This window comes from Campylobacter sp. 110 (genome assembly GCF_002383965.1).
Lineage (GTDB): Bacteria > Campylobacterota > Campylobacteria > Campylobacterales > Campylobacteraceae > Campylobacter_D > Campylobacter_D coli.
This window is the reverse complement of sequence record NZ_NXBD01000049.1, coordinates 126,789-151,829: the sequence shown is the minus strand read 5'-3', so window position 1 is coordinate 151,829 and position 25,041 is coordinate 126,789. Positions and strand designations below refer to the sequence as shown.

The 25,041-nt window shown below is 29.7% G+C and carries 28 protein-coding genes; 5 read left to right on the top strand and 23 right to left on the bottom strand.

All coding sequences use genetic code 11. The features are described 5' to 3' along the window. The 11 genes from BGS43_RS07740 to BGS43_RS07690 form a co-directional block, all read right to left on the bottom strand. A complete protein-coding gene (locus BGS43_RS07740) occupies nt 1-639 on the bottom strand; it encodes a DUF4376 domain-containing protein (protein WP_096568394.1) in 639 nt (212 codons plus the stop codon). 12 nt (nt 640-651) lie between these two features. Beyond that, entirely contained in the window at nt 652-1,101 is a 450-nt protein-coding gene (locus BGS43_RS07735) for a hypothetical protein (protein ID WP_096568397.1), read from the bottom strand. 1 nt (nt 1,102) lies between these two features. Then, on the bottom strand, nt 1,103-2,668 hold the full coding sequence (locus BGS43_RS07730; RefSeq protein ID WP_096569353.1) for a coiled-coil domain-containing protein: 1,566 nt from the start codon (nt 2,666-2,668) through the stop codon (nt 1,103-1,105). Continuing rightward, nucleotides 2,661-3,293, bottom strand: a complete 633-nt coding sequence (locus BGS43_RS07725) for a hypothetical protein (protein ID WP_002788297.1) — start codon at nt 3,291-3,293, stop codon at nt 2,661-2,663. The genes BGS43_RS07730 and BGS43_RS07725 overlap by 8 nt, the downstream gene beginning before the upstream one ends. After that, the gene (locus BGS43_RS07720) at nt 3,290-3,607 is read right to left on the bottom strand and encodes a phage head completion protein (RefSeq protein ID WP_002788295.1); all 318 of its coding nucleotides are present in this window, start codon (nt 3,605-3,607) and stop codon (nt 3,290-3,292) included. The genes BGS43_RS07725 and BGS43_RS07720 overlap by 4 nt, the downstream gene beginning before the upstream one ends. Nucleotides 3,608-3,619: 12 nt before the next feature. Next, complete coding sequence (locus BGS43_RS07715; protein ID WP_002788293.1) at nt 3,620-4,057, bottom strand: phage gp6-like head-tail connector protein; 438 nt, start codon at nt 4,055-4,057, stop codon at nt 3,620-3,622. Then, nucleotides 4,054-4,305 (bottom strand): hypothetical protein, encoded by a 252-nt coding sequence (locus tag BGS43_RS07710; RefSeq protein WP_002788291.1) that lies wholly within the window; start codon nt 4,303-4,305, stop codon nt 4,054-4,056. The genes BGS43_RS07715 and BGS43_RS07710 overlap by 4 nt, the downstream gene beginning before the upstream one ends. A 10-nt stretch (nt 4,306-4,315) precedes the next feature. Further along, a complete protein-coding gene (locus BGS43_RS07705; protein WP_002788288.1) occupies nt 4,316-5,482 on the bottom strand; it encodes a phage major capsid protein in 1,167 nt (388 codons plus the stop codon). A 16-nt stretch (nt 5,483-5,498) separates the two neighbouring features. After that, nucleotides 5,499-6,056 (bottom strand): HK97 family phage prohead protease, encoded by a 558-nt coding sequence (locus BGS43_RS07700; RefSeq protein ID WP_002788287.1) that lies wholly within the window; start codon nt 6,054-6,056, stop codon nt 5,499-5,501. An 85-nt stretch (nt 6,057-6,141) separates the two neighbouring features. After that, on the bottom strand, nt 6,142-7,011 hold the full coding sequence (locus BGS43_RS07695) for a hypothetical protein (protein ID WP_002788286.1): 870 nt from the start codon (nt 7,009-7,011) through the stop codon (nt 6,142-6,144). Between the two features lie 12 nt (nt 7,012-7,023). Continuing rightward, complete coding sequence (locus BGS43_RS07690) at nt 7,024-12,750, bottom strand: hypothetical protein (RefSeq protein WP_096569350.1); 5,727 nt, start codon at nt 12,748-12,750, stop codon at nt 7,024-7,026. Nucleotides 12,751-12,809: 59 nt separating this feature from the next. On the opposite strand from BGS43_RS07690, the gene BGS43_RS07685 reads away from it, so the two are divergent. Continuing rightward, nucleotides 12,810-13,148 (top strand): hypothetical protein, encoded by a 339-nt coding sequence (locus BGS43_RS07685; RefSeq protein WP_002788283.1) that lies wholly within the window; start codon nt 12,810-12,812, stop codon nt 13,146-13,148. Here the strand turns inward: BGS43_RS07685 and BGS43_RS07680 are convergent. The 3 genes from BGS43_RS07680 to BGS43_RS07670 form a co-directional block, all read right to left on the bottom strand. After that, nucleotides 13,140-13,355, bottom strand: a complete 216-nt coding sequence (locus BGS43_RS07680; protein WP_002788282.1) for a hypothetical protein — start codon at nt 13,353-13,355, stop codon at nt 13,140-13,142. The two genes, BGS43_RS07685 and BGS43_RS07680, sit on opposite strands and share 9 nt — an antisense overlap. Before the next feature lie 80 nt (nt 13,356-13,435). Beyond that, nucleotides 13,436-13,792: a hypothetical protein gene (locus BGS43_RS07675; RefSeq protein WP_002788281.1), complete on the bottom strand. Its 357-nt coding sequence runs from the start codon at nt 13,790-13,792 to the stop codon at nt 13,436-13,438. Then, the gene (locus BGS43_RS07670) at nt 13,789-14,769 is read right to left on the bottom strand and encodes a hypothetical protein (protein ID WP_002869969.1); all 981 of its coding nucleotides are present in this window, start codon (nt 14,767-14,769) and stop codon (nt 13,789-13,791) included. Before BGS43_RS07670 ends, BGS43_RS07675 begins: the two co-directional genes overlap by 4 nt. Nucleotides 14,770-14,915: 146 nt before the next feature. Between BGS43_RS07670 and BGS43_RS07665 the strand changes: the two genes are divergently transcribed. Together BGS43_RS07665 and BGS43_RS07660 are read left to right on the top strand one after the other, a co-directional pair. Further along, complete coding sequence (locus BGS43_RS07665; protein WP_002869970.1) at nt 14,916-15,140, top strand: DUF6290 family protein; 225 nt, start codon at nt 14,916-14,918, stop codon at nt 15,138-15,140. Beyond that, a complete protein-coding gene (locus BGS43_RS07660; RefSeq protein ID WP_002869971.1) occupies nt 15,137-15,400 on the top strand; it encodes a type II toxin-antitoxin system RelE family toxin in 264 nt (87 codons plus the stop codon). Before BGS43_RS07665 ends, BGS43_RS07660 begins: the two co-directional genes overlap by 4 nt. On the opposite strand, the gene BGS43_RS07655 is transcribed toward BGS43_RS07660, so the two are convergent. The 8 genes from BGS43_RS07655 to BGS43_RS07620 all read right to left on the bottom strand — a co-directional run bounded on the left by BGS43_RS07655 (nt 15,388) and on the right by BGS43_RS07620 (nt 21,240). After that, entirely contained in the window at nt 15,388-15,738 is a 351-nt protein-coding gene (locus BGS43_RS07655) for a hypothetical protein (RefSeq protein ID WP_002788276.1), read from the bottom strand. The genes BGS43_RS07660 and BGS43_RS07655 overlap by 13 nt on opposite strands. Next, entirely contained in the window at nt 15,739-16,281 is a 543-nt protein-coding gene (locus BGS43_RS07650; protein ID WP_002800770.1) for an HK97 gp10 family phage protein, read from the bottom strand. Further along, on the bottom strand, nt 16,278-17,450 hold the full coding sequence (locus BGS43_RS07645) for a phage portal protein (RefSeq protein ID WP_002788272.1): 1,173 nt from the start codon (nt 17,448-17,450) through the stop codon (nt 16,278-16,280). The genes BGS43_RS07650 and BGS43_RS07645 overlap by 4 nt, the downstream gene beginning before the upstream one ends. A 159-nt stretch (nt 17,451-17,609) precedes the next feature. Continuing rightward, complete coding sequence (locus tag BGS43_RS07640) at nt 17,610-18,044, bottom strand: type II toxin-antitoxin system PemK/MazF family toxin (protein ID WP_002913302.1); 435 nt, start codon at nt 18,042-18,044, stop codon at nt 17,610-17,612. 54 nt (nt 18,045-18,098) lie between these two features. After that, nucleotides 18,099-19,724 carry a terminase large subunit gene (locus BGS43_RS07635; protein WP_002788263.1) on the bottom strand — a complete coding sequence of 542 codons (1,626 nt, stop codon included), beginning with the start codon at nt 19,722-19,724 and terminating at the stop codon, nt 18,099-18,101. A gap of 3 nt (nt 19,725-19,727) precedes the next feature. Then, nucleotides 19,728-20,363 (bottom strand): P27 family phage terminase small subunit, encoded by a 636-nt coding sequence (locus BGS43_RS07630; RefSeq protein WP_002788261.1) that lies wholly within the window; start codon nt 20,361-20,363, stop codon nt 19,728-19,730. A gap of 258 nt (nt 20,364-20,621) precedes the next feature. Then, a complete protein-coding gene (locus tag BGS43_RS07625) occupies nt 20,622-20,963 on the bottom strand; it encodes an HNH endonuclease (RefSeq protein ID WP_002788260.1) in 342 nt (113 codons plus the stop codon). Continuing rightward, the gene (locus tag BGS43_RS07620; protein WP_002788257.1) at nt 20,950-21,240 is read right to left on the bottom strand and encodes a hypothetical protein; all 291 of its coding nucleotides are present in this window, start codon (nt 21,238-21,240) and stop codon (nt 20,950-20,952) included. Before BGS43_RS07620 ends, BGS43_RS07625 begins: the two co-directional genes overlap by 14 nt. 870 nt (nt 21,241-22,110) lie before the next feature. On the opposite strand from BGS43_RS07620, the gene BGS43_RS07615 reads away from it, so the two are divergent. Continuing rightward, nucleotides 22,111-22,338: an EexN family lipoprotein gene (locus BGS43_RS07615; RefSeq protein ID WP_096569347.1), complete on the top strand. Its 228-nt coding sequence runs from the start codon at nt 22,111-22,113 to the stop codon at nt 22,336-22,338. Between the two features lie 233 nt (nt 22,339-22,571). Here the strand turns inward: BGS43_RS07615 and BGS43_RS07610 are convergent, their stop codons facing one another. Beyond that, entirely contained in the window at nt 22,572-23,945 is a 1,374-nt protein-coding gene (locus BGS43_RS07610) for a replicative DNA helicase (protein ID WP_002780905.1), read from the bottom strand. Between the two features lie 144 nt (nt 23,946-24,089). On the opposite strand from BGS43_RS07610, the gene BGS43_RS07605 reads away from it, so the two are divergent. Beyond that, nucleotides 24,090-25,019 carry a DUF2860 family protein gene (locus BGS43_RS07605; protein ID WP_044600561.1) on the top strand — a complete coding sequence of 310 codons (930 nt, stop codon included), beginning with the start codon at nt 24,090-24,092 and terminating at the stop codon, nt 25,017-25,019. Nucleotides 25,020-25,041 lie beyond the last annotated feature (22 nt).

Sequence of the window (25,041 nt, the reverse complement as noted above, 5' to 3'; positions counted from 1 at the left end):
TCATTTTTCACTCTCCCATGCAATTAAATTTAATTCTTCTAAAGATGTGGCATTTTTCACTTTATTTCTTAGTTCATCATTTTTAAAAATAATACTTTCAGTATATTTAGCGATACCAACCCCAAATTCTAGAAATTCTTCTTTGTTAAATGTAGTGATTTTATTATCTTGATCAATCCAAGCAATATTTTCCAAAGGAGTATTATTAAGATTTGCTAACATTATCTCGCTAACTTTTCCGCTGATATTAATTTTTGCTTCAGTATCAATTTGAAATGTAGTATTTTTAAAAGGCATAAACAAAAGCTTTTCTTCTTTTATAGCTTTTAACTCTTCTAATTTTAATTCTTTTAACTCTTCTAAGGTTTTTTCTTTAATCTCATAAGAAACAATATAAAGATTATTTTCTTCATCGTAATTTTGAACTTGCTTAAGTGTCTGTGTTTTTTCATCAAAGCTTGGCACTTCTTCTTCTTCTTCAACTTTAGCAAAACCAAGCTCTTTTAAAAGCTCATTATCGCAAGCACTTAAAAAATAAATATCTTGTGCATCAATTTCACCTTCTTCGTTTTGTATTTTTACATCTTTTAAAAAAATATCATCATATTTTAAACTTTTATTTTTTAAATCATAAAACATATTTATCCTTTCTTAATTCCAGTATAATGTTAATTTTGCTCTTGGGTTTAATCTATTCCCACCACCTAAATTCCAACCAGGAGTTGCATTTGCACTACCACTTTGATAAGAACTTAGCATTATTTGTAAGTTATTTATATTTCCAAATTTGAATTTTTTCTCTACTTTGATTTTTGCATTGGCAGCGTAATATTTACTTAAACCATGCAATTCTACATTAGAGTTAAAAATGTTCCATGTGATATTCAAAGTATTTGCAGAAGTTTTATTAGACATACTTCCAGTCGTCCAAACTTCGCCTAACATAACCACTTCTTTATTATTAATATTTGATGGCAATACCACTGCTTGTTTATAAATCATGTCTAGCTTTAACATATAATTATAATTTGCAACCGAGCCTCCTAAAGATGGAGGTAAATTTAGTGCTATGCCATTATTAGAAAGAAGGAGGCAGTTCATTTTAAGTCCTTACTAATCTTACATTATTCGAAGCTATGCAAAAATAAGCAAAAGTTTCAGTGCCACTAAATCCACTTTGAGCTATTCTAAATTTAAAAGGTGCCGAAAAAGCAGTGATATTTTGAGCATTATTGACAGTGATAGTTCCACTTTTACCTGCTCCACCCCAATTTGCTATACCAATAGCTCCTCTGGCTGTCATTGTTAAGATAAAATGCTGAGCTTGTCTTAAATCTAGATTTATACTGCCAGTTGTGCCAAGATTTCTAATTCCACCACCATAATCTACATACCATTTTCTAGTTAAGTGATTATCATTTGTTGGATCGGCCCGAGAAGTTAATGCCTGATTAAAAGTATTTGTGCCATTAAATATATTATCTCCATTTAAAGTCTTATTTCCATTTAAAGTCTCATCACCTTTTAATCCTACTTTTTCTTTAAGGGCATCACTAAGCATTTTTTGACTAACCAAACTTTTATCTTTTTGTATTTGTTCTAATTCATTTTGTTTATGATTTAAATCTTCTTGCATCTTTGTGATTTCTTGCTCTAATTGCGTCTTTTTCTCATTGAGGTTATCTACATTTTGTGGTGGGTCTTTTGCTAATGCTTCTTCGATTTGCTTTTTAATATTTTCTAATTCTTCCTGTTTATTGCTTAAATTTTGTTCCAGATCCTTTATTTCATTTTTGCTTGTTTCTTCTTTTTCATCTTCTTTTTTCAAATCCCCTATAAGTGAAAGTATAAAGTTTATATTTTCTTTTTCTTCATTAAACCAAATAAAAGCATCAAGCCCTAGATCAGACTTTAAAATCCAAGCTGTATCGTTAGTCACTCTTGCATAGATTAAATACTCATTTCCTTTTTTCCAAATTTCGCCAAGTTTTGCCTCACTTGGTTCTTCTTCGCTTTCATAAGTAGGTGTATATTCGCTTGGGTTTTCAGGGCTAGTCCAAGAATTGCCACTTGTGGTTTTAATATAAACAAAATATTCATCCCCTTTTTTCCAAATATCGCCAAGCGTTGCATTTTGTGGAGCTTCTTCTTGATTAAATGCAGGTTCTAAATTCTCAGGCAAGGATGGGTTTATCCAAGCTTCATTCTTTAACACTTTTTCACAAAGATAAAATTCGCCTACTTGTAAATTAACATCATCCATAGGCTTAAACCAAATATCATTAATTTTTCTTTCTTTAGGTCTTTCTTTTTGTAAGAAAGTGATTTGTGGATTTTTAATAAATTTAAAGATTTTAGCCTCATCAGTTTTAAACCAAGTTTCATTCACATTGGCCATTGTAGGTTCTTCATCACTTACATAATCAAAAGGATAAACCACTTTTTTATAAAGTTCTTTTAGCATATTAAGTTTTTCATCGCTTAAGTTTTCATAGTTTTGTAAAGCTTCTTTTACTTTTTCATCAAAAGCATTTAAATTTTCTAAAATGTGCTCATCAATCCTATCTTTTGAAGCATAAAGCCACTCTCTTATGGCTGTAACATCCTTAGTAGCTTGACTTAGCGTAGCATAAAGCTCTGTGCTTCTTATTTTTGAGTTATCAAGCATTGTTTTCTCCTTTTAAAGTTAAATTAATTTCGTTTTGTGAAGAGAGTATGTTTGTGATATTTTCTAAAGCTTTTTGGGCAAGGTTTATATCTCTTCTTTGTTCTTCTAAACTCAAATTCACATCATCTAAATTTAGGGCTTCTTCTTTTCTTAGTTTAATAAAACCTCTTTCCATAATAAAGCGTTCTAAGCTTAAGCTATGAGTTAGAGATTGAGAAATAGCGATATAATCAGCTCCAACGCCATTATCATTTAATCTTTCTATCATCTCATAGCCTTTGTTTTCAACTATGGTTAGGCATTCATCGGTAAATTCTTTTAATCTTTCTTTAGCTTTTTGCTCTAAAACATTTTGAAAATCTTTGCAAAAATTTTCTATTTTTAAGATATTTATATTTGTTTTACTGTCAATTTGCTCTAAAGCCAAATTAGTATAAGAGATCATATTAGAGTTTAGCTCTATCAAGGAAGCACTTAATATATTTATATCTTTAATAAAATCATTAATCTCTTTTGAAAAAGGAACAAGCGCATTAACAAAGTTATTAGCATCCTTGTCAAAATCAACAGGATTAGCCATATCAGGTGCTTTAGGTAAAGTATTAATGAAAGATATTTTATTCATTGAAATTTCCTTGCTTTTATTTTTAAAAATTTCTTGTTTTGGCTTTCATCTTCCAAGCTTACAATCTCATATTTTTCATCTCTAAAAACTAGAAAATAAGAAAAATCAAGCTCTAAAAATCTAAGCTCAAATTCATGCGTAGCGACTAAAGATAAGCCACTATTTAACTCTTTAACATCCGCACTTAGATTTTTACAACTTGCATAAACTTCTTTAAAAAGTAAATCTTGCGTAAAATCGCTTTCTAAAAACTCATTTTTGCTTTGTTCTTTTTTGTAAATTTTAACTCTATGCTTAAATCCATTTGCTTTCATTGCCATTGCCTTTTAAAAATAAGCTATTTTGTAGCGAGTGATTAAAGCACTTGAAATTTTAGGCATACTCACACCATCAAAAGCCATTAAAACATAATTTTTAAGCCACAATTTTATGTCTTGTGGCAATTCTTCAAAACCTAAATTTACAATCATATTCCCACAACCTATTGCATAAAGCACACCACCATTTGTTTTAAACTCGGCTTTAAAATTTGCATTTTTTAAAGCATTAAAAGGAGCTAAAATCACCCTTTCATTAAAAAATTCAACTTCATAATCATTTAAAGCTAAAATGCGATTGGTTCTTGTTTCAAATTCATTCATTCCAGCTTTTAAAAATTGTTTTAAATTTGCATCAAAAACATCGCTATCAATTCTTAAAAAGTCTCTTAATTCTTGAATGTCTATGAGTTCTTTTTTGCTATCTTTTAATGCCTTTAATCTCATTTTTTACCTTTTTTATCTTCTTTTTCGTTTTGTTTTTGTGGCTTTTCTTGCATTTCTTGATCTTCTTGTGGCTTTTTATCTGTATTTGATTTTTCATCAGTATTTTGTTTTTGTTCTTCTTGTTCCACGATTTCCACAATGCCTTTTTCTAAGAGCCTTAAGGCTTCACTATCTTCAAGTAAAACCTCATCACCTTTTTTATAAAAAATATTACCGCTTAAACAACACTTGAAAACTACTTTTTTCATCTTCCATCCTTTAAGCAGGGCATACAATTTTACAAACTGCCGAATTATCCATAAGCTTTGCATCAAGTCTTAAACGCACTTTAATACCTATTAAATCATTTTGAGAGTAAAGCTCATTAAGTCTTGTAAAACTCATACTTGATCTATCCCAAATTTCATAAAAACTAAAATCTCCAAAAAATGCAGGGACTTTGCTTGCACCAAAACCATCAACACCAGAACAATAAACTACCTTTTTACCTAAAATTGTGTCATAGCCATTAGCACTTAAAGCAGGTAGCCACAATGGGCGATTATCATTATCTGTAAGTTTATAAATAGCTTTCATAAACTCATCTCCTACAAGCCAAGTGGCATTTTTACGATAAGCACTGTCTAAACTGAAAAAAGCATCTATGATATCATTGCTTGTAATACCTTGATTTGAAGCAAGTGTAAACGCTTTTTTAGCATTTTTAAGTCCTGTTGGTTTTTTATTTCCATCTCCATTAATAAAACTTAATTCTTCTGTTTTTGAAATCTTTTCAGCGGCTTTTCGCACTATAAAACTTTCAAGATTTGCAATGTTGTCACTCAAGAGTTCTTCGCTGATTTTAATAATACCGCCAAGCTTATGTGCACCTATACTTAAAGAACTAAATTTAGCACTAACTTCAGTAAAGCTTTCCTGTTCGCCAAGCCAAGAAAATTCCCCCATCTCATCAAAAACAGGTATAATTTGATTGCTAGAGCTTTTTTGCACTGTAGCAATCTTTCTAATAACACTAAGATCATTTAATTTTTCTCTTATTTTACTTTGCAAAGTTGTAGGGACTAAAATCCCACCTTGCTCTGCTGTGCTTTCATTTAAAACATTTCTTTTTAAAATATTGTCAATACTTCCATTTCTTAAATAATTCACAAAAGAACGCATATGATTTTCTTCATTTAAATCTTCATCCTCTCCTTTAGGATTTTGTCCTAAAACAGGGCTTACAACCTCATTTAAATATTTTTCTCTTTCTAGCTCTGCTTCAGCTCTTGAGAGTTCTTTTCTTTTACTTTCAAAATCTTGCATTAAAGCTTCGTATTTTGTGTTTTCTTCAGCACTAAAGCTTCTTTGCTCGTTTTTAGCCTTATTTGATAAAGCCACCATTTGTTCGTGTAAATTTCCTATTTCTTGTCTTAATTTTTGCATTGTTTTTTCTCCTTGTTTAAATTGATATTTCTAAAAGTTTAAGTTCTCGCTCTCTAGCTTCACTTAAGGCTTTGATTTTCTTTTTTTCTTCATCTTCTTCAAAGCGTTTTTTAGCGTTTTTATCCGCACCTTTCCAAACAGCGCTGAGTTCAAAAATTTCAAACTCTGTAACTAGAACCCTTTTAGGCGAACTTTTTTTATCTACAACTTGCTTTAAAACTCTATAACCAATTGACACATCGCTTAAAATTCCATCTTGATATTTTTTAAAGATATCTAAGCTTTTTTCGTCTTTGGCAAAGATACAATCACAAACTAACTCATTATTTTCAATTCTTATATTTTCAATTCTTGCAATAGCATTATCTACGCTTGGTTTATGATCTTTAAAAAGAGTTTTAAGATTTTCAAATCTCGCACCTTTTACATCAAGCTCTTCTATATAGTCCCCAAGCTCCCAATCAAAACGCAAACAAGCATTAGAATTTGAAACCATGACAAAGCTTAAAGACATATTTTCTTCGCTAACGCTTCTAAGTCTTGCGGTATCTGCTCTTATGTTTTTAAAACTCATTTTAAAATCCTTTTTTGAAGTTTTATAAGGATTTTAGAAAATTTTTAAGGCGTTAAAGTGCGTGTTAGAAGATATTTTTTATTTTTTAAATCAAACCTTGAATATTTAGTTTATATTGCATATAATCTTGATCCTCTAAAGGTGCAGAATAATCTTTTAAAATTCCAAAAGTAGTTAATTTTTTAAAGCCCAATTCGCTTTCATCTCCTATAAATAAGGCTTTAGTATTATAAAGTCCTGCTATTAAATCATCATAATAATCAAAGTCTTTTTTTTCTACAGCAACTATAAATTCTAAGTATTTTGCTTTCTTACCAGTTACTACATTTGTTACTCCCCATTCATTTGTTGAAGTTTTTGAGTAATTTATATAAGTGCTATTTGCAGGATAGATTGTAACACCTGCAAATTCTTTTTTTCCTATTAAAATATGTCCTACATTACACCCTATTTTAGCAGGCTCAAAACTTATTAAAATTTCTGAGTTAATAGGATAAGGTAAAAACACAAAATCTTCTTTATTGACTTTAAATTTGCTAAAAAAATATTCCCACCAAGTGCGAGATTTTTTATAATACATTGATTTTTCATAAATGATTTTGCCATCTAATGTTTCTATCTTTATTTTTGAAACATCTAAATTTAAAAATGCTAAAGTATCAAATACCCCATCTACTTTCAATTTTACACTCCAAGCTTTATCACATTTTGTTTGAGTATTTAATTCATCATCAAAAAAAGCATTTTCATTGATGGGTGCAAATTTAACCCATTTATCAAAATACACATCAGGTTCTTCATGCGTATCTTCATCACTTGCGCTTACCCAAACAAAACCTTTAAATTGCACTTTTTCATTATTTTTATAACTTACTTCCTTATCCCATAAAGGCGTTTCATCTTTTTTAGCTAAATTTTGTAAAACTTCAAATTCTAAAGGTTTAATTATAGTCATCTTCTTTCCTTATTAAATATTTTCTGCAATTTCTCTAGTTTGTTTAGTTAAAATACTTAAATCCATATTTGCTCTTTTTACACTTTTATCTACATTGTCAATTTTTGAAGCGATTAAGTCTAGTTTTTCTTCAAAAGAATTAAAACCTTTATTAATAGCTTTTTCAAAAGCGATGCCTATTTTTTCAAAAACTCCACTTGCATCGATTTTTAAACCTTTGCCATTTTTTAAAGGAATTACAGCCTCAGGATAACCATTCTCTCCAATTAAAGCATTTGTAGGGCGTGTAACTATCCCGCCATCTGCAAAAGCTTTCATTTTTTTGTAAGGATTTTTAATCTCATTATTTAAATCTTTATCTATATTTGCCTGATTATTTTGATATTGCAAAAGTGCATATTCTAAATTTTTAAGCGTTGTTTCTGTAAGAGAGGCGCCATCTTTTATAGATTTAATCGTTTCTTGTAAATATTTAGCCATAGGGCTTTCTTCGCCTAAATACTCGATCATTTTTGCAATTTCTGCTTCACTTTGCGCAATGAGAGTTTTTTTATACTCTTTTAACTCTTCTAAAGTCATATTAGAAGTGTCTTTTAAAGTTTGATCTAACTTTTCTTGTAATTTTTTATTTTCTTCTGTAATGGCTTCTATTTTATCTTGTATTGAATTTAAATCTGCCTCACCACCTAAATCTTTCATTTCATTTGCCATTTTAAGCATTTGTAATTGATACTCTGCAAAGCTTGAAGCTTGATTTTTGATCTCGTTTGCTTTTTGCGTTGCAGCGTTTTGCAAGGCACTAAAGCTTGAACTTGTAAGATTGCCATTTTTAAAATCATTTTTAGCTTGTTTTAAAATTTTATCGTAGTTTAACGCCACGCTCTCGCTTGTAGCTATGCTTTGATTGATTAAATTAGTGCTAAAAGAACCCAAAGAACTTAAAATACCAAGTTCGCTATTTAATTTACTTAAAAGTTTATTATTTTCATTTAACCTTACTTGATCTGCTTCTTTGCTTTCATCTTTGTTCTCATACGCATTAATAAGCTTTTCTACCTCAGCGAGTTTGTTTAAATGTTCGCTTGAAAAGATTAAACCGCCTTGTTTGTCGCTTATTTGTTTAAATTGTGTAATGATATCTACAAGCTGTTTTCTAAGTTCAGTATTACCCGTGCTTAAAAATTCATTTAAACCCTCATAACCTAAACTTAAAAGCTTATCATTAGCACTAAAAATATCCTTTAACATTTCTTTTTCGCTATCATTTAAATCATCTTTTAAACCGCTCATTAAGGTTGCGTAAGAATTCATTAGATGATTAACTTCAAAAATACTACTTGAAATACCATTAGCACTTAAAAAGCTTTGATTGATTTGCATAAGTTCTTGTGTTTTTTGTATGATAGAATTTAAAAGATTTTTAACTTGTTCTTGTGCTTGCGTATAAGCTTGTGTTAATTGTTGCCAAATTTCTAAATTCTCAGGGCTAAAATCTTGCCTTAAGCTCTCATTGAAAGCTTTATTAAGTGCTTCGGCACTAAGTTGTCCTAAATCTTTAAAGCTTTCTTCACTTAATCCAAAAAGACTAAATCCACCTGTGGCATTTCTCATCGCAGTTTTTAAAGCATACATGGTATCATCATAAGCTAGTTTTGCTTGTTTTGTTGGATCATTTTTATAAATTTGATTTAAAATGCTAGTTTGCATTTGCATAAAAGTACCAAATTGATTAGAAAGTTGCTGGGCATAGCTTATATTATTTGCTTTTGCCTTTTCTTGTATTGCTACAATTTGTGCATCGATTTCGCTTTTATCATCGATATTTAAAAAGCTTTTTAAAAGTGCAGTAGGCAAAGCCGTATCAAATAAAGAATTATTAGCGTATTTTCCAGCTACTAATTCAAACTTATCTAAATTGGCATTTAATTTTACAAGTGTTGCGTATTGGTTTTCTAAAACACGATTGATTTCTTTGATTTTTTTATCACTTAAATTATTATATTCTGTCCAGCTTTTTTTACTAAACCATCCTTTCTTTTGATAGTCTACATAACCTTGCAAATTAGAATTTGTAAAAAAATCACTAAAATTTATATTTTCCCAAAGTTGTAAGCCACTTCCTGTTACTTTGGTTTTTCCAAAAATACCACCAATGACTGATCCTAAAAGCCCACCTACTATAGTTCCAATGCCAGGCATTATAATACTACCTAATGCACCACCTATCGCACCACCTGTTCCTGCGTGAGTATCAGCCTTAAAAAGCCAATCTCCTAAGCTTCCTATGCCATAACCTAGAAGTCCGCCCATTGCTGCATTAGCTAAAGTGCCACCTATATAGCCCAAGCCCTCACCAAAACCAAGAGATAAAGCATTACTTGCACCACTTAATCCCATACCCGCCAAAGAAGCACCGTTTGTAAAGCTTGCACCAAGTCCTAAAAAATTTGCCAAATAAGCTGAACCATTAGCTAAAAGATTACTGCCAAAAGTGCCTATTGAATTGATATAACCTTGTAAATTATCAAATAAAGAACTAAAGCCATTGCCTATACTATCTATAATATTTGTGCTTGAATTTTCAATAGTAGTGCTAATATCAGAACTTGAACTTAAAAAATCACTAAAACCATCCGCATTTAAAGCATCACTAAAACTTATTTCACTTCCTGCATTTTGACTACTGCCAAACCAATTCATAACTTTATCATAAGTGGCGCCCGCTTTATCTATCCATTCGCCACTCATAATGCCATCTAATTTACTTGCACCCTCTATAATATTACTCACATTATTAAAAGCATTATTTCCTTTTTCTATGGTGCCTGTTTTATCCATGACTACCTCAACACCATTAACCACACCTTGATATTTGCCATCACTATTTAAATTTAAACCTTGATTTTTAGCAAATTCAACAACTGAGCTAAAAGCATTTGTTTGCGAGTGTGAATTCACATTACCAAAAGCAAAATTAGGCATTAAACCGCTCAATACTCCAGCTCCTGCCTTAGATAAAAAGCCACTAAGTGATGAAATATAAGGACTTAAAAAATCTTGTAAAATGGTTTTTCCTAAATCTTTAAACAAATCTTTTAAGGTTTTTATTTTCCCATTTATAACATCAAAAAAGCTACTTTCTATCGTTTTTTGCATATTTGCTATCATTTGATTATAGTTTTTTTCTACTTCGCTCATGGCTTTTTTACTGTCTTTGCCCATTTGAAAATAAGCGTCTTTATTGGCTTTTATCATCTTTTTAAAATCTTCTTCTTTGATGAGATTTTCACTTAATAATTTGCTGTATTTGTCTCTTAGCTCAATTTCTTTTAATGCCCAAGCTTCCTGCTTATTTTCTATACTTTCATAAAATTCAATCATTAAATTTTTAGTATCTTCAAAGTCTTTATTTGCACTTTCTAGATCAAGATTAATTTTAAGGCTTTCTTCTGCTTGTTTTAATTTGTTTTTATCAATGCCTAACTTTTTCCATACTTTTAATTTTTCATTAATTTGGCTTAATTTTTTATCGTATTCACTCATGCCTATTTGTGAAATTTCTTTTAAGGCTTCATTTTGTTCTTTGATGCGTTCTGCCAGTTTTTGATTGGCGATTTCTTTTTCTTTTTTTAATCTTTGCTCTTCTTGTTTATTTATATATTCTTCATAATGCGTTCTTTGAGCTACTAAAGCGTTATATTGCTCTAATTTTGCTAAGTCTTTATTCCAATTTGCATTATTCGTGATTTGTTGTATGGTTTCGCTGATAAGCTCATATTGTTTTCTTAAATTTTCGGCTTGTTCTTCTGTGCTTTGCGGTATCCTTAAAGCTTTCAAACTTTCCATGGCTTTGCTAACACTAGCAGGGAGATTATCAATAGCTTCTAGTTTAAATTCTTGCTCCTTTGCTTTTTTGGTGGCTTCTTCGGCTAGTTTTAAATTTGCCTGTATTTGTTCGTAAGCTTTTCTAGCTTCTTTATTCATTTTTAGCTGTTTTCCGGTAACACTTTCAAACATATAATCAGTGCCTTTTAAAACACTTTCTACACCTTCTTTTATATGCCAAAAATCTAATTTTGATGTGATTTGAGCTCCCAAAACACTTCCATTTGCTTCTAAGGCATCCATTTGACTTTTAAGATTTTTAACATACTCATCTAATTCTTTTGAACTTTTGTTTTCTAGCTTTCTTTTTGATGTTTTTTCTAAAGCTTTGTCAAAATTATCCCAATTCGTATAAAGCTTTTCTATAAAAGTCATCAAAGCTATAAGCCCAGCAGTTGGAGCTAAAGCCTTTGTAAAATTTAAAGCAGAATTTGCTAAATTACTCATAGTGCCTTTTATGGTGCTTAACAAGGGATTTCTTTTTATTATATTTTGATTAATAAGTGCTTCATTGTCTATAATTTCTTTTTGCAATCTTTTTATTTCACTTCTTGCACCTTGTTCGATTAGCAAAGCTTCCCTTCCTATCATTACACCGCTTAAATTTTTAGTTCCATCTTTATTTATCGATCCTAAGTCTATTTTATTATTGTATTTTGCATAATTAGCTAAATCTGGCATTAAGGCTTTAAGCTTTTCTAAGTCGTTTTTAGCTTCTTTAAGACCTTGAAGTTGAATTTTTAAATTCTCATTTTTCTTTATAAGTTCAAGGCTTGTTTTTTGCTTTTCTACTAAATCATCATAATCTTTTTTAACATTCTTAATACCATTACTAAAACTTGTAAAAAAAGATGAATTCTTAAAAGAATTAAAACTTTTAAAAGCTACATAAGCAAGTCCTGCACCAATAGCCAAATCTTTAAAAGAAGTAGCAAATTCGGTAATAGCTTTAATGCCCGCTTTAATTTCTTTTTCATTATCTTTAATATAAGTGTTTATATCTATAAGGGAGCTTTTAAGAGTATCAAAAATAGGTTTTGAAATTTCAGCTTGTAACATTTGCATATTAGCTTCAAATTTTTGCATTTGCTTTTCATAGGTTTGCGTTGTGTAGTCTGTATATTTTGTTAACTCTTTGGTTTTTTCTATAAATAAATCAAAAAGCTTACCATTTTTCTTTGCTTCGCTCATAGCATCATTTGTAATACCTAAACTTTCAGCAAATCTTCTTAAATCTCCACTTGCGCTAAATGCCCCAGCTCCTAAACTATCCATAGTAATTGAAAGTTGATTAGCACTCATGGAAGTATTTGAGGTTGCTATCATAATACTTTCAAAAGCTTTTTTAGCTTCATCAAAGCTCATATTATTTAAAGCTGTGGAGGCAAAAGATTGAAACATACTTGATAAATCCTGCAAAGAATAGCCTGTTTTAGTATGCAAATCATTAAAATCTTTAAACGTTTTTTCACTGCTTTTTGTAGCGGCTTTCCATTTTTCAAGTTGTGATATCGCTTTTCCTGTGGTATCAATATTTGAATGCGTGGTGGCTGTTATAAAAGCAAGTTGAGTTTTTGCAGTCTCAAAACTTTTACTTGCTTCTATAAAAGAGCTACCAAAATTTTTTATATCAAGTGCTAAAGTTTTATAACCCTGATAAGCTTGTGTTAAATGGGCGTTCATGTCAATTACGCTTTTTGAAAGTCCTAAAAAGCTCTTTTCTATATCTTTTATGTATTTATTTGTCGCTTGTGTAACATTTCCTAATTGATTAAAACTTTTATTTAAACCTCCAATACTCGCCACACCGCTATTTGTATCTACGCTAACGCCGATTTTAACATTTTTAGCCATTTATGTTCCTTTTAGTTTTTTTGAGTAGAATTTAAGATAAAAAATGGAGTTTTTAAATTATGTTTTTTCCATATATAGAGCTTAATTTTTTTGCTTTTGTTTTTATTTGTTTTGTCTTTTTTCTGATGTGGAGCAAAAGCCAAAAAATATTTAAAAATGAAAAATTTCTTAATGATTATAAAAGTTGCGAAAAAGAGCTTATCGCCTTTAAAGAAGCTCATGAAAATTTCATAAAAACAAAGCAAGGTAAAAGTGTGCTTATGAGTGCTTTTGCTTTGGAATTTGCTATCAAAAATAATGCTTTTGGCGATGATTATACAAAAGAATTTAAGCAAATTTTGCAAAATTATCCAAACGAAAAAGAATTCAATATAGAAATAAATCATCATCTATCCTAAAAGACTTAAAAAGTCATCTTGTAATTTTTTAATATCGATTTTTTGATTTTCGTTAGTATTTTGCTTAGTATGTTTTAAATGAGAGCATAATAAAAAGTCTTCATTAGTCGATTTTACACCCATAAAAGAAGCTAACATATTAAGTAAAATACTCATTTGCATTTCGTTTCTATCACTTGCTAAAGGCTCGGTGCTTAAGAAATACATCCACTCGTTAAACTCACTTTGTGTTATACTTTGTTCTAACTCGCCTATGGTTTTTCCTAATGCAAGGGCAAGGCGATAAATTAATCGCCCTTGCTCTCTTGCTTTGGGACTTCATTTGTGAATTTTAAAATTTCGTCTGCGACTTTTGCGATAATGTTTAAACCCTCTTGATTGAGATTATCAAAGGTTTTTTCATCGATTTTTGGAGCTACTAAACACTTTAAGATGATTTCTTTTCTAAAATTTGAATTCTTCTTAATAAAATCGATGCTGATTTTATCATCTTTATTTTCTTGTATTTCTATGCCATTTTTTTCCATAATCTCTAATTGTTCGAGCATAGAAAGTTGGCGAATTGTGAATTTTTCATCAATACCTTCGATTAAAATTTCTTTTTCTCTTAAAGAATGTTGTTTTAAAAAGTCATTGAATTTCATTTTTTACCTCCTTTTCTTAAAGCATCACTAAATTTTCCATTTAAAAAAGTTTGCATTGTGGCTTCACTCGCTATGCCTGAGCTTTGATCTATGGTGTATTTTTTGCGAATATCTTCATTTGCAGGATAAAGAAGTGTTAAGGCGTTTGGATAAAAATATAATGTTTTTCCTTTTAATTCCTCATAAATCTGCCCTTGTTCTGGTTCGGTTTTGCTTTCATGGATAATATTTTCATCATTTTCTTTTTCCCAAACTTTATCAGCTTCTTTTGTGGTTATAAATTCATTGTTTTCATTAAAAGTTTGTGTGCTAGGATTTGGTATAACACCTCGCACCTCATCAAAAACATAAACCATTCTTTCATCGTTTAATTCTGGTTTTTCAAGTGTGCTTTCTTTTGGGTAAAAATAAATAATTTTACCTTTTTTATCACTCATCACATCGCCCACATTTAAAGCTTTTGTAGTGTGTTCTATATTTTGACTTTCTTCAAATCTAAAAGGTGTGATGTCTTTAGCTTCGCCGATTTTTTCTGCTGTGATATTTGCACTGAATTTATTATTTGCTTCGCTTTGAAGTTCAAAGCCTGTTAATTTCATTTTGATTTTAAGCATGGTTTTTCTCTCATCATTAATCTCTACGATGATAAAAACTTCTTCATTTTCTTCAAAAGCTTTTTCTAAATAATTTACCCCCTCATAGCTTTCTAAATTACCATCTTTAACAAATTTATAAAGTAAATTCATATTTACAGTAGCTGAAGTTTTTTTGCCCACTGCGTTGATTTCTTCATAATCTCTATCGTTGATTGGGCTTAGTTTTTGACTTTCTCTAGTTCCACCTTTAAGACCTGAAATACTTGTTAAAAATCCTGCTTGAATAGCTTCTTTTCCTAAACTTTCCATAGCACGAGATAAAACTAAAACTCTAAGCCCTTGCACATCAGGGGCATCTGTAATTATTTTGTCTTTTGACATCTTTTCTCCTTATATAAGTAATGTAAGGAGATTTTATAAAAAGTTTAAGGCGTTAAAATGCGTATTAAGAGATATTTTTCATAAAACTATATTTTTGTATTTTATTTTCTAATTTTTTGTTATAATTTTCAAAAAAAGGAATTTTAATGCTTAGTCTAAATATAGAATTATCAAGCGAAAAAGAACAAGCTTTTTTAAACATAGCCAAAGAAAGAAATACAAGCAAAGAAGAAATTATTCAAGCTTTAATTATGGAATTTTTAGAAGACTTAGAAGATGCAAAAATAGGAGAAGTTGCTTATAAAGAATATTTAGCAAGCGGTAAAAAAAGCATTAGTGCTGATGAGCTTTTTAAAGAGCTTGGTTTATGATACAAATTGATTTTAGCCAAAAAGCAGTAAAGCAAATTAAAAAACTAGATAAAGAAGTTCAAAAACAAATCAAAAAATGGAAAGAAGAAATACAAAGCCTAGAAAGTCCAAATCAAAAAGGCAAAGCATTAAAAGGAAATTTAAAAGGCTTGTGGCGTTATAGGATAAATGATTATCGCTTAATCTGTTTAAATAATGATGAAAAATTAACTATTCTTTGTCTTGAAGTAGGACATAGAAAAGAAATTTATAAACGATAAGTGATAAAAATCTCACTCGTAAAAAATCCACTCTCTTCATCTTTATCTTCTCCATGTATTAAAATTTCAATAGGTTTTTTATAAAATTTTAAAATAAAACTTTCAATTTTGCTTTTTAACTCTCTTAAATCTTTGTATTTTGGAGTATAAAGGCTCAAATTAATTTCTAATTCTTTGCTTAAGATTTTATCATCTATACTTAAATTTAATTCTTCGCTTGTGATTTCATAAATTAAAAATGCTTTTTCTAGCTTTGTTTTTTGCCTTGAAAGTGGGTAAATTTCTATATTTAATTCCTTGCTTAGTCCCATTAAAAAATCGCTTAAAAATTCCTTCATTTAAAATCCTAATTTGTCTAACTCAGCATTTAGTTTTGTTGTAACCAAGCTTTGCATTTTTGGGTCTATTTTCTCTTTTGCTTTTTGCATGGTATAAGTGCCTTTTACAAAAGTGTTTTTTCCGCTTATATTTGGTTTTCCTTTTGCACTTTTTTTCACTCCGCCTTTATGAAAAAATCCATACTCTATAAAATGAGCATAATACGCACTCGCAAAATAATCCATTCTTTGTTTTCTCTCATTTTTCTTTGCTTGTGTCCATTTTTTAGCATTTTTTAATTTTTCAAATCTTTTTATACCTACTTTTTTCATTCTAAAAACAACCGAAGCAGCACGATAAACACCTTTTTCTAAAGTATAACTAGAAACTGCCTTAACACTTTGCTTTAAAAGTCCACTTTGTTTAGGAATATTCTTTTTATAATCATTTGTGATTTCTTTTGCTACTTCTAAAGCTCCTTTTTTAGCCGCATTTGGCAAAGCTTTTTTACTTATGCTTTGCAAATCTTTCATTAATTCGTTCAAGCCTTTTACTTCTATCATTGATTGCCTTTTTGTGTGTCTTTTTCATCTATTTTGGCAAGATTAAGCGGTATTAAATGATCGTTTCCATTATCAATTGGGTTCATTTCTTCCAAGGCTCTTACTTCGTTTATACTCATCACGCCATTACTTAAAGCTTTTACATAGCTTTCCCACCTTGAAGAACTATCAGCTCTTAAAATAGCGTTGATATTGAATTTAAAATAAAATTCTTTTCTTTCATTTTGGTTTAATAAAAAGCGATTTAGGGCTTGTTCGATTTTAGTTGTTAGAGGTGTTATGGTTTGCACCATATAATTTGTCTCTTGTTGTTCGATATTTGAAAAAGTCGCACGACTTAAATCTCCAAGTTTGTGCGGTGGGATATTAAAAAGTCTTGCGATTTCTATCACTTGAAATTGTTTGCTTTCTAAAAACTGGCTATTTTTATTCGCACTTGTAGTTTGTGCATAACTTGCTCCACCCTCTAAAATAGAAATATTATAAGCTTTTTTTTGGCTATAATTTTCTTTAAAGGATTGTTTTAATCTCGAATATGCCTCTTCGCTTAATTCATTTGGTACAGATATAACGCCACTTGTAAAACTTCCATTTTTAAAAAAGCTAAGTCCGTGCTGTTCTATAGCTGTTGCAAGTTCTGTGGTATTTTTGCTTTTTCTAAGCGGTGCGATACCTTTTACTCCATCTTTAGTATGATAAGGCACATTTAAAACCTCATCATAATTTAAAACAATACTGCCATTTTTTGAGTAAGCTTGATAAAAATACTTTCCATTCATTTTAAAGATATTAATGTCTTTATTTTCTATGAGTTCTATAGAATTAATCACCCCGTTTCTTTTTTTAACAGGATATAAAAAACCATTGCCATAAATTAACATTTGTACCATAAAAGCCTCAAAGAGTGTAAAAGGTGTCATTGTTTCATTTGGTGCGATTTTGATGAGTTCATATAAGGGGTGATTAGAGGCTAGTTTTGATCCATCAGTTGTTCTTTGATATAAATTTAATGGCAAAGATGCTATGGTCTCGCTAATATTTGAGATTGCGGCAATTACTGCTGAAAGTTCCTCAGCTTTTATTTTATCTTCTAATAAAATTTCTAAGCTATTAACAAATTCATTATTTCGTGCTTTTTTTGTAAATAATGATCTTATTTTATTGAACATGCAAAACCTTTATTTTTTACTTATTTTAAAAAAAGTTTGAGGCGTTAAAGTGCGTTTTATAAAAAAAATGATATAATTTCTCAGTGATCATAAGAATTGTAAAACTTTAAAAGTAGGTTTTAGACTTCTTCTGATAAGGAGAGTTGGCTCATTTACGAGTTACCCCGCCATGTGCGGGGATATTATTTTCTTTGTTATTTTTTCTCTAATTGTTTCTAAATCTTCTTTTTTGATTTTTCCATTATAATAACTTATTATTCTTTTAGTATCAAAGGTTCTTACTTGTGATAATAGAGCTACTTGCTTTCTGTTTTTACTATCTGTGAAGTGATGATAAAGAAAACCTGTTTTATTTTCTATTTTGCTTGTTAATGGAACGCCAACAAAAAGATTAACATAATCCTCAATGTATATTTTGTTTAAAACTAAAACCGGTCTTTTGAAGTCATTATGTTTTCCATAAACTTCACTGCCTATATTTTGTCCTATGCTAACCCAATAAATCTTACCTATGCTTATTATTTTATTTTCTTTTATTTGTAGTTTTTTCTTTTCATTATTCCATTTATCAAATTTATCATTACAATTTATCAAAAAAACTCCTTGAAAAATATAATTTTACTCATTTTTACTTCTAAATTTATTAAGCTATAAAAACCTTATACCTCTTTTTTCATAAACATTGATTTTTGGTTTTTCTATGCTGTTTTTAGTGGCGATTGCAGTGACTAAAGCCGAAATTGCATCTATCCTTTCACTTGATTTTTTCTTATCAGGCTTTATGTTTTCTCTTGCATCTTGATCAATAACTAAATTTGAATTACACCATCTAAAAATAGGATTGTTATTGTGATTTAAAGTTTGTTTTAAAACTCTGATTTGGTATTCTTTTAAAGGTTCGCTAATACTTGCAAAACCTTGTCTAATCTGAACGCACTCTATATTTTCATCGCTTAACTTTTTGGCTACTTCTAAACTATTCCATGGATCATAACCTATCATTTTGATATTTAATTTTTTATTTAGAGCTAAGATATCGTTAATTAAATAGTCATAATCAACACTATTACCTGGCGTTAGAGTTAAAAAGCCAAGTTTTGCCCATTCTAAATAAGGCACTTTATCTCTTTTACTTCTCTCTCTTGCACTAAGTTCTGGTGCATAAAATTTAAAATCCACATGTAAGATTTTATCCACTTCGCAAATTAAAGCTAAAGCAGTTAAATCAGTGGTAGCAGATAGATCAAGTCCAACATAAACATCGCCTTTTAAATCAAGATCTTTAAAACTGCATTTTAAAAAATCATCATCTTTTATAAAAGAAGTAGCATTTGAAGTCCATATATTTAAATGTTTTGTTTTAAAACTCACCTCATCATTTGCGTTTGCTAAAGCTTTTTGATAATATTCTCTTAATTTTTCAAGCTTTACGCCATAACCCAAAGCAGGATTAACTTTGATCCAAGTTTTTTCATCGTTCCAATCATCATCAGCATCAGGCTCATAAATCTTTGCATAAGTTGATGGGTCGTTTATAATGCCATTTTTAACTTGTTTGCAATAATCATATTGCTTTTTCATCTCTCCAAAATGATTATATCCTGCTGTTGAAATGACTATACATAAAGAATTTACACGACTTGCCGTTCCTTCTTCTAAAACCTTATATAAATCCCCATTTTTGGCAGCGTGAAGCTCATCGTAAATAAAAACATAAGGTCTTAAGCCGTCTTTTGTCTCACTTGTAGCTGTTAGAACCTTTATAAAATCTTCAAATTTAGCGTTTTTCTTACGGATTTCTCTATAGGTTTTATATTGATAGCACATTTTATTTAATTCTTCTTCTTGGCTTACCATAGATGAAGCAGCATTAAAAACTAATTTTGCTTGTTCGGTTTCATTTGCGGCACAATATATTTTTTTACCCTTTTCTTTATCAATAAATAAAAAATAAAGCAAAATAGCTCCGATTAACTCTGTTTTACCATTTTTTCTTGGGATAAAAAGCAAAGCGTAAGAGTATCTTCTGGCGTTTTTTTCCTTAGAATAAGTGGCGATGATATCGATGATAAACTCGATTTGAAAATTTAAAAGCTGAAAGGGCTTACCGGCTAATTCGCCATCGGTGTGCTTTAAAAGAGAAATAAATAAAACCGCTTTTTTAGCTATTTTCTCATCAATATAAAAGGGCGAGTTTTCAAATTCTTTGTTTTTTTGTTTAATATAAGCTAAAGCGTAATTTAATATATCTTCTCTTGCTCTTAATTTATCCATAATTTAACTTTCATCTTCTAAAAGCACATCAAAAGCTGATTTTTCTTTTTTATCTTTTAAATTTAGCCTTGCACGATTTGGAGAGCCTATGCCTAAAACTTTTGCTAAGCCTATAATATTTTTAGTCAAAGAATTAAAAGCTATAAGTTCAGGCGTTACAATAGGCGTTCCTTTATCTGTGCTTGTTGTAAAACCTTTTTTCTCCATTTCCTTGCTTGTGCATTCTAAAAAAATGAGATTTTTAACATAAGTTTTAATAATATCATTTTCTAAAGGATTATAAATGCCTAAATTTTCTAAATCTTTGATAGTTTTTTGTGTGAGTTCTTGCTCTATGGTTTCTAAATTTAAAGGCTTAAAATCATCTTGCGTTTGTATTTGTTCTGTTTTATTTGCCTTTGGCTTTTCTTTTATCGAATTTTCATCAATATACAAAATAACTTCGTTTTGTTTAGAATTGTAATGATTTTCATCTTGTCTTTTTTTAGCAAGTCTTAAAATTTCATCTTTTGGATAGGGTTTAGTTTTTCCTTTTAATACTTTTATGCCATTTTTCTTTAAATATCTACTCAAATAGATTTTAGAATTAATGTTTAAAATTTGCAAAACCTCATCAATGTTTAAAAATTCTTTTTGCATTAAACGCCTTTTTTTATTTGTATTTTAATGATATTTTAAGGCGTTAAAATGCGTGTTAGTTAATTTAAAGCAAAATTTGGCTTTTTTAGAACGCTTTTGATAAAAATAAAAATTTCAAATAAAGATTTTACCTTGCTTTGCTTGTGTTTTGGTTAGTTAGTTAGTAGGTTAAGTATAACATTATGTAAAAAACTGGCTCGCATTTTTCGTGTCTACCGCTTCGGTGTATAGGATTGGCTTTCATAGAGATTACATACCCTACCCCTTAAGCTCGTTTTTAGTCTTTTCATTATGGCAAGCCAAGCATAAACTTTGCAAATTTTCTTCACTTAATTTCTTGCCACCTTGCTTAATAGGTATAATGTGATCTACAATTTTTGCAAACTTTCCACACCTTATACAAAATGGATTTTTATTTATAAAAGCATTTCTTAATTTTCTCCAAGCTACACTATTATAAAAATCTGAACTTTGCTTATCCCTTTTAAAACAATCATATCTTTTGTTTGCTATTTTCTTAAAAGTTTTATCACATTCTTCACAAGTTCTTAAATGAGTTTGTATTTTCTTACCACACTTGCAAAGTTTATAAATTGTCATTTTTGTAAAATCCTATTTCAGTTTTTTTAGAAAGTTCAACTTTAAATTCATATTTAAAATCATCATAAGGCTTAATCACATAACAATCATATCCTATCTCTAGCAATTTTATAAACCAATCAGGAAGCAAAACAAAAAAATTATTTCCTACTTGTTTGATTTTAAAACCACTTTTAAGCTCATTTACATTTCTATAAAAATTATCATACAAACCTAAATTACTTGCAAAAAGCTTAACGGGAACTGCATTAACAATAATATCTTTTTTATTAAACATAAGAAGTCTTTAAGTAATTAACAAACGAAGCTTTAAGGAATGATATTTTTATTTAAAAATTATAATATATAAAAAATAATAAAACTATTAATCAAAGATTAAATTAGCAATTATGGAATACTTATTGCTCTTTACTAAGAAAGCAAAAAAACAAAAACCATTTTTTATATTTTTATACAAACACTATTATATTAAAAAGCACTGGCAAAGATTATCGTATTGTTTTTAATCGGATTTTAATAAAAGCACATATCATTTTTAATCGGATTTTAAGAAATATGTTTATAGGCATTTTAATCGGATTTTAATATTAAAAAATCATATTAGAAAACTGGGTTATTTAATGGGTTACTATAAAATATAAAATATCTATTTTATAGGTATTTAGATACTTTTTTTAATATTCTGCTAAATCCACCACTACTTTAATTATTTCATATATAATCCAAAAACAAATCAAACTTATTCAATTAACAAATAATATTTTAAACAAATACTTTACTTATTTAACACTCCAAATCTAAAGTAGAATTTAATCTCTTTTTTTAAAAATTCTTTATAATAAAAATTTAATGATACATAACAACAATTAAAACTTCAATATAAAGTTTTCTAAAACAAAACCCTGATGAAAAATTGCAGACTGCAAAAACCACTCAAAAAATCAAAATCACTTATTATAGATTAAAATAATATATCTACTCATTACTTAGCAATCAAAGAATAATGCAACAGGTAAAAATGGATAAATTTATAAAAGATGCAGGTTGTATTAAAAAAACTTGAAGTAAATCAAACTCAGACGCTCTTAAATAGAAATAAAATAATGCTAAAATATTTTGTTTCTATATCAAATCAAGGAGAAGAACAATGAAACATTTTATTTTTAGTAGGTTAATTGGTTTAGGCGCTTTGGCTTTTTTAGCAGGTTGTGGGGATGAAGTAAAAACAAGCGATTATTATAAAGCACACTTAGATGAGGCTAAAGCTAGAGTTGCAGAATGTAAAAAAATGGAGAAAATGAATGAAACTCAACAAAGGGGTTGTTCCAATGCAAATGAAGCTTTACTTAGCAAAAGAACTATTAAAGCATTTTAAGAATTTATTAATATCAATTTTTTATACAGCCTAATCTAGCTTTCGGGCTAGAAAATTTATAGAGTTTTGCTCCATGACAAAAGGACTTAAAATCTCTTAAACACCTCTTATTAAAACCGCTTGTTTATGGGTATTTTGGACTTTAGTTATTATTGATTTAGTTTAGACTTTTGACTTTGTTCTCTTTCTAAATTTCTTTATGGCAAATTAAGCTCGACCTATAGAGTTAATCCCTACTCCTGAAATTCAACACTCTCAAATCGTGGCTTATCCACAAAACAAGATTTTTCTTTTAAAAATAAAACCTCGACAACCCCTACAGGGCCATTTCTATTTTTGCCGACTAAAATTTCAGCATTTTCTTGCATAGGATTAGGGATAAAATTTCTTTGATAAGGCTTGCCTTCGGCTTTCGCTTTATTTTCACGCTCTTTTTCATCTTGCTCTCTATAAACCTCATCACGATACACAAACAAAATCGTATCCGCATCCTGCTCTATAGCCCCACTTTCACGCAAATCACTCATCATAGGACGCTTGTTTGCACGCTGTTCTAAAGAACGATTGAGCTGTGAAAGCGCGATGATAGGCATATCAAGCTCCCTTGCCAAAAGCTTAAGCCCTCTTGAAATTTCGCTGACTTGCAAATGCCTATCATTAAAATTAGAATTACTCATCATAAGCCCTATATAGTCGATCACGCAAAGCCCTATACTTTCTTCTTGAGCCTTTAAACGCCTTAAAATCGCTCTTACATCTGTGATAGTCGCATAACCACTATCATAGATAAATAATTTCTTTTTAGAATAATAATTGCAAGCATCGCCTATGCGTTCCCATTCGTTATCATTTAAATCCGCAGTCAAGATTTTTTGCAAAGGAATGGAAGTTTTTGCCGAAAGCATTCTTTGCATGATTTGAGCAGCAGGCATTTCAAGCGAAAACATCACCACTCCTTTATCCTGTCTTAAAACCTTTTCTATAAAATTTAAGCACAAAGTTGTTTTTCCCATACCTGGGCGCGCTGCGATGATGATAAGCTCCCCACCTTTAAAACCCTTGGTCATAGTATTTAGATCTTCAAATCCTGTATCAAGTCCTATCACGGATTTGTTTTCAAGGCTTTTTTGTTTTTTAAATTCTTCCAAAAGCTCGCTTAAGACTATTTCTATATCTTTGATATCGTTGGTGTTTACACGATTGGTGATGTTAAAAATTTCCTTGCCAATTTCATCAGAAATTTCACTGACTGCGCGATTATCATTGATCCTTGTTGGCAAAAGATGGGCAAAGCTTAAAAGCTGTCTTTTAATCGACTTTTCGCGAAGTTCATTGACATAAGCGGGAAGATCTATTATCGAAGGAGTTGCGATAATCTCGGTTAAAATTTGCTCGTCTATTTTTTTATGCTTTTTTAAAAAACTAATCGATATAGGCTCTCCAGCATTCACGCAAGCAATAATAGCTTTAAAAACATCCTGATGAGCTTTAAGACTAAAATCTTTAGGTTCTATATCTCCTGCTATACTAGAATAAGCATCCTCACTCATAATACAACTACTTAAAATTGCGCGTTCTAAATCCAAATCAAAATGCTCTTGCTGCACCTATTTTCCTTTTTTGAGTAAAATTTATTGAAAGATTTTATCTAAAAGAATCTAAAAATTCACATAAGCTTTTTATAAAAAATTAAAGTAATATTAGTTACAATAAAGTTATAATTTTAATCAAAAACTATCAAGGAGTTTATCTTGAAAAAAACCTTATTTTCTTTTGCTTTGGCCTCTTTATTTGTAAGTCAAGCTTCATCTATAGAATTTCAAAGTGGTTTTAGTGGAAATTTAAGCCTAGGAGTAGGTGTAAGAGATGTTAAGAGTAATATCTCACCTCTAGCAAATAGCGATTATCTAAGCGGATACAATGCCGATAATTCCGATACTTCTGCTATCCCTTTTATAGGTCTTGAGCTTTACTATGGGAATTTAATCGATAATGATAGAGTATTTCTTAAAAACTACAACGGAAGGGATTTAAGCGGTATTTCCTTAGGATATGAAAGAGCTTATTTAGAACGCTTTAGCACTTCTTTTTCTTTCATTTCATCTTTAAGAGAAAAAGCTTATGCTAATCCTTATTTTATAGACAATCGTGAAGAAACCGATGTAAGTAAATACGGCTTTAGAATTTCACAACTTTATGAAAGTGATTTTGGAAAATTCAACGCTTCTTATGTTTTTGCAAAAAATAAATTAGATAAAGAAAGTATAGAATTTGCTTCTCTTAAACGAGAGGGAAATTATCATGAGTTAGAATTAAGCTATAATTATTCTTTATTAAATTTAGGCTTAAACTATGATTATAATGATGCTGATGGAAAGGCTCAAAGCTACTCAAGATATGGCTTTAAAATAGGGACACATCTGGTTTTTGCAAGAAATTATATCCTAACTCCAAGCCTAAGCTTAAATCAATACAAAGCAGATGGCACCGATCCTATTTTTAACCAAAAACAAGATGGTAGCATTACAAAATTCAATCTCAAGCTCGTAAAAAATCAATTCTTAGGCTATAACTCACTTTATGGTTTTGCAAATTATGGCTTAGAAAAAAGAAATAGTGATATAGATTTTTACGATGAAACATACCACATCTTGCTTACAGGTGTAGGATATAAATTCTAAAATCAATCTAAAGAAACTATCA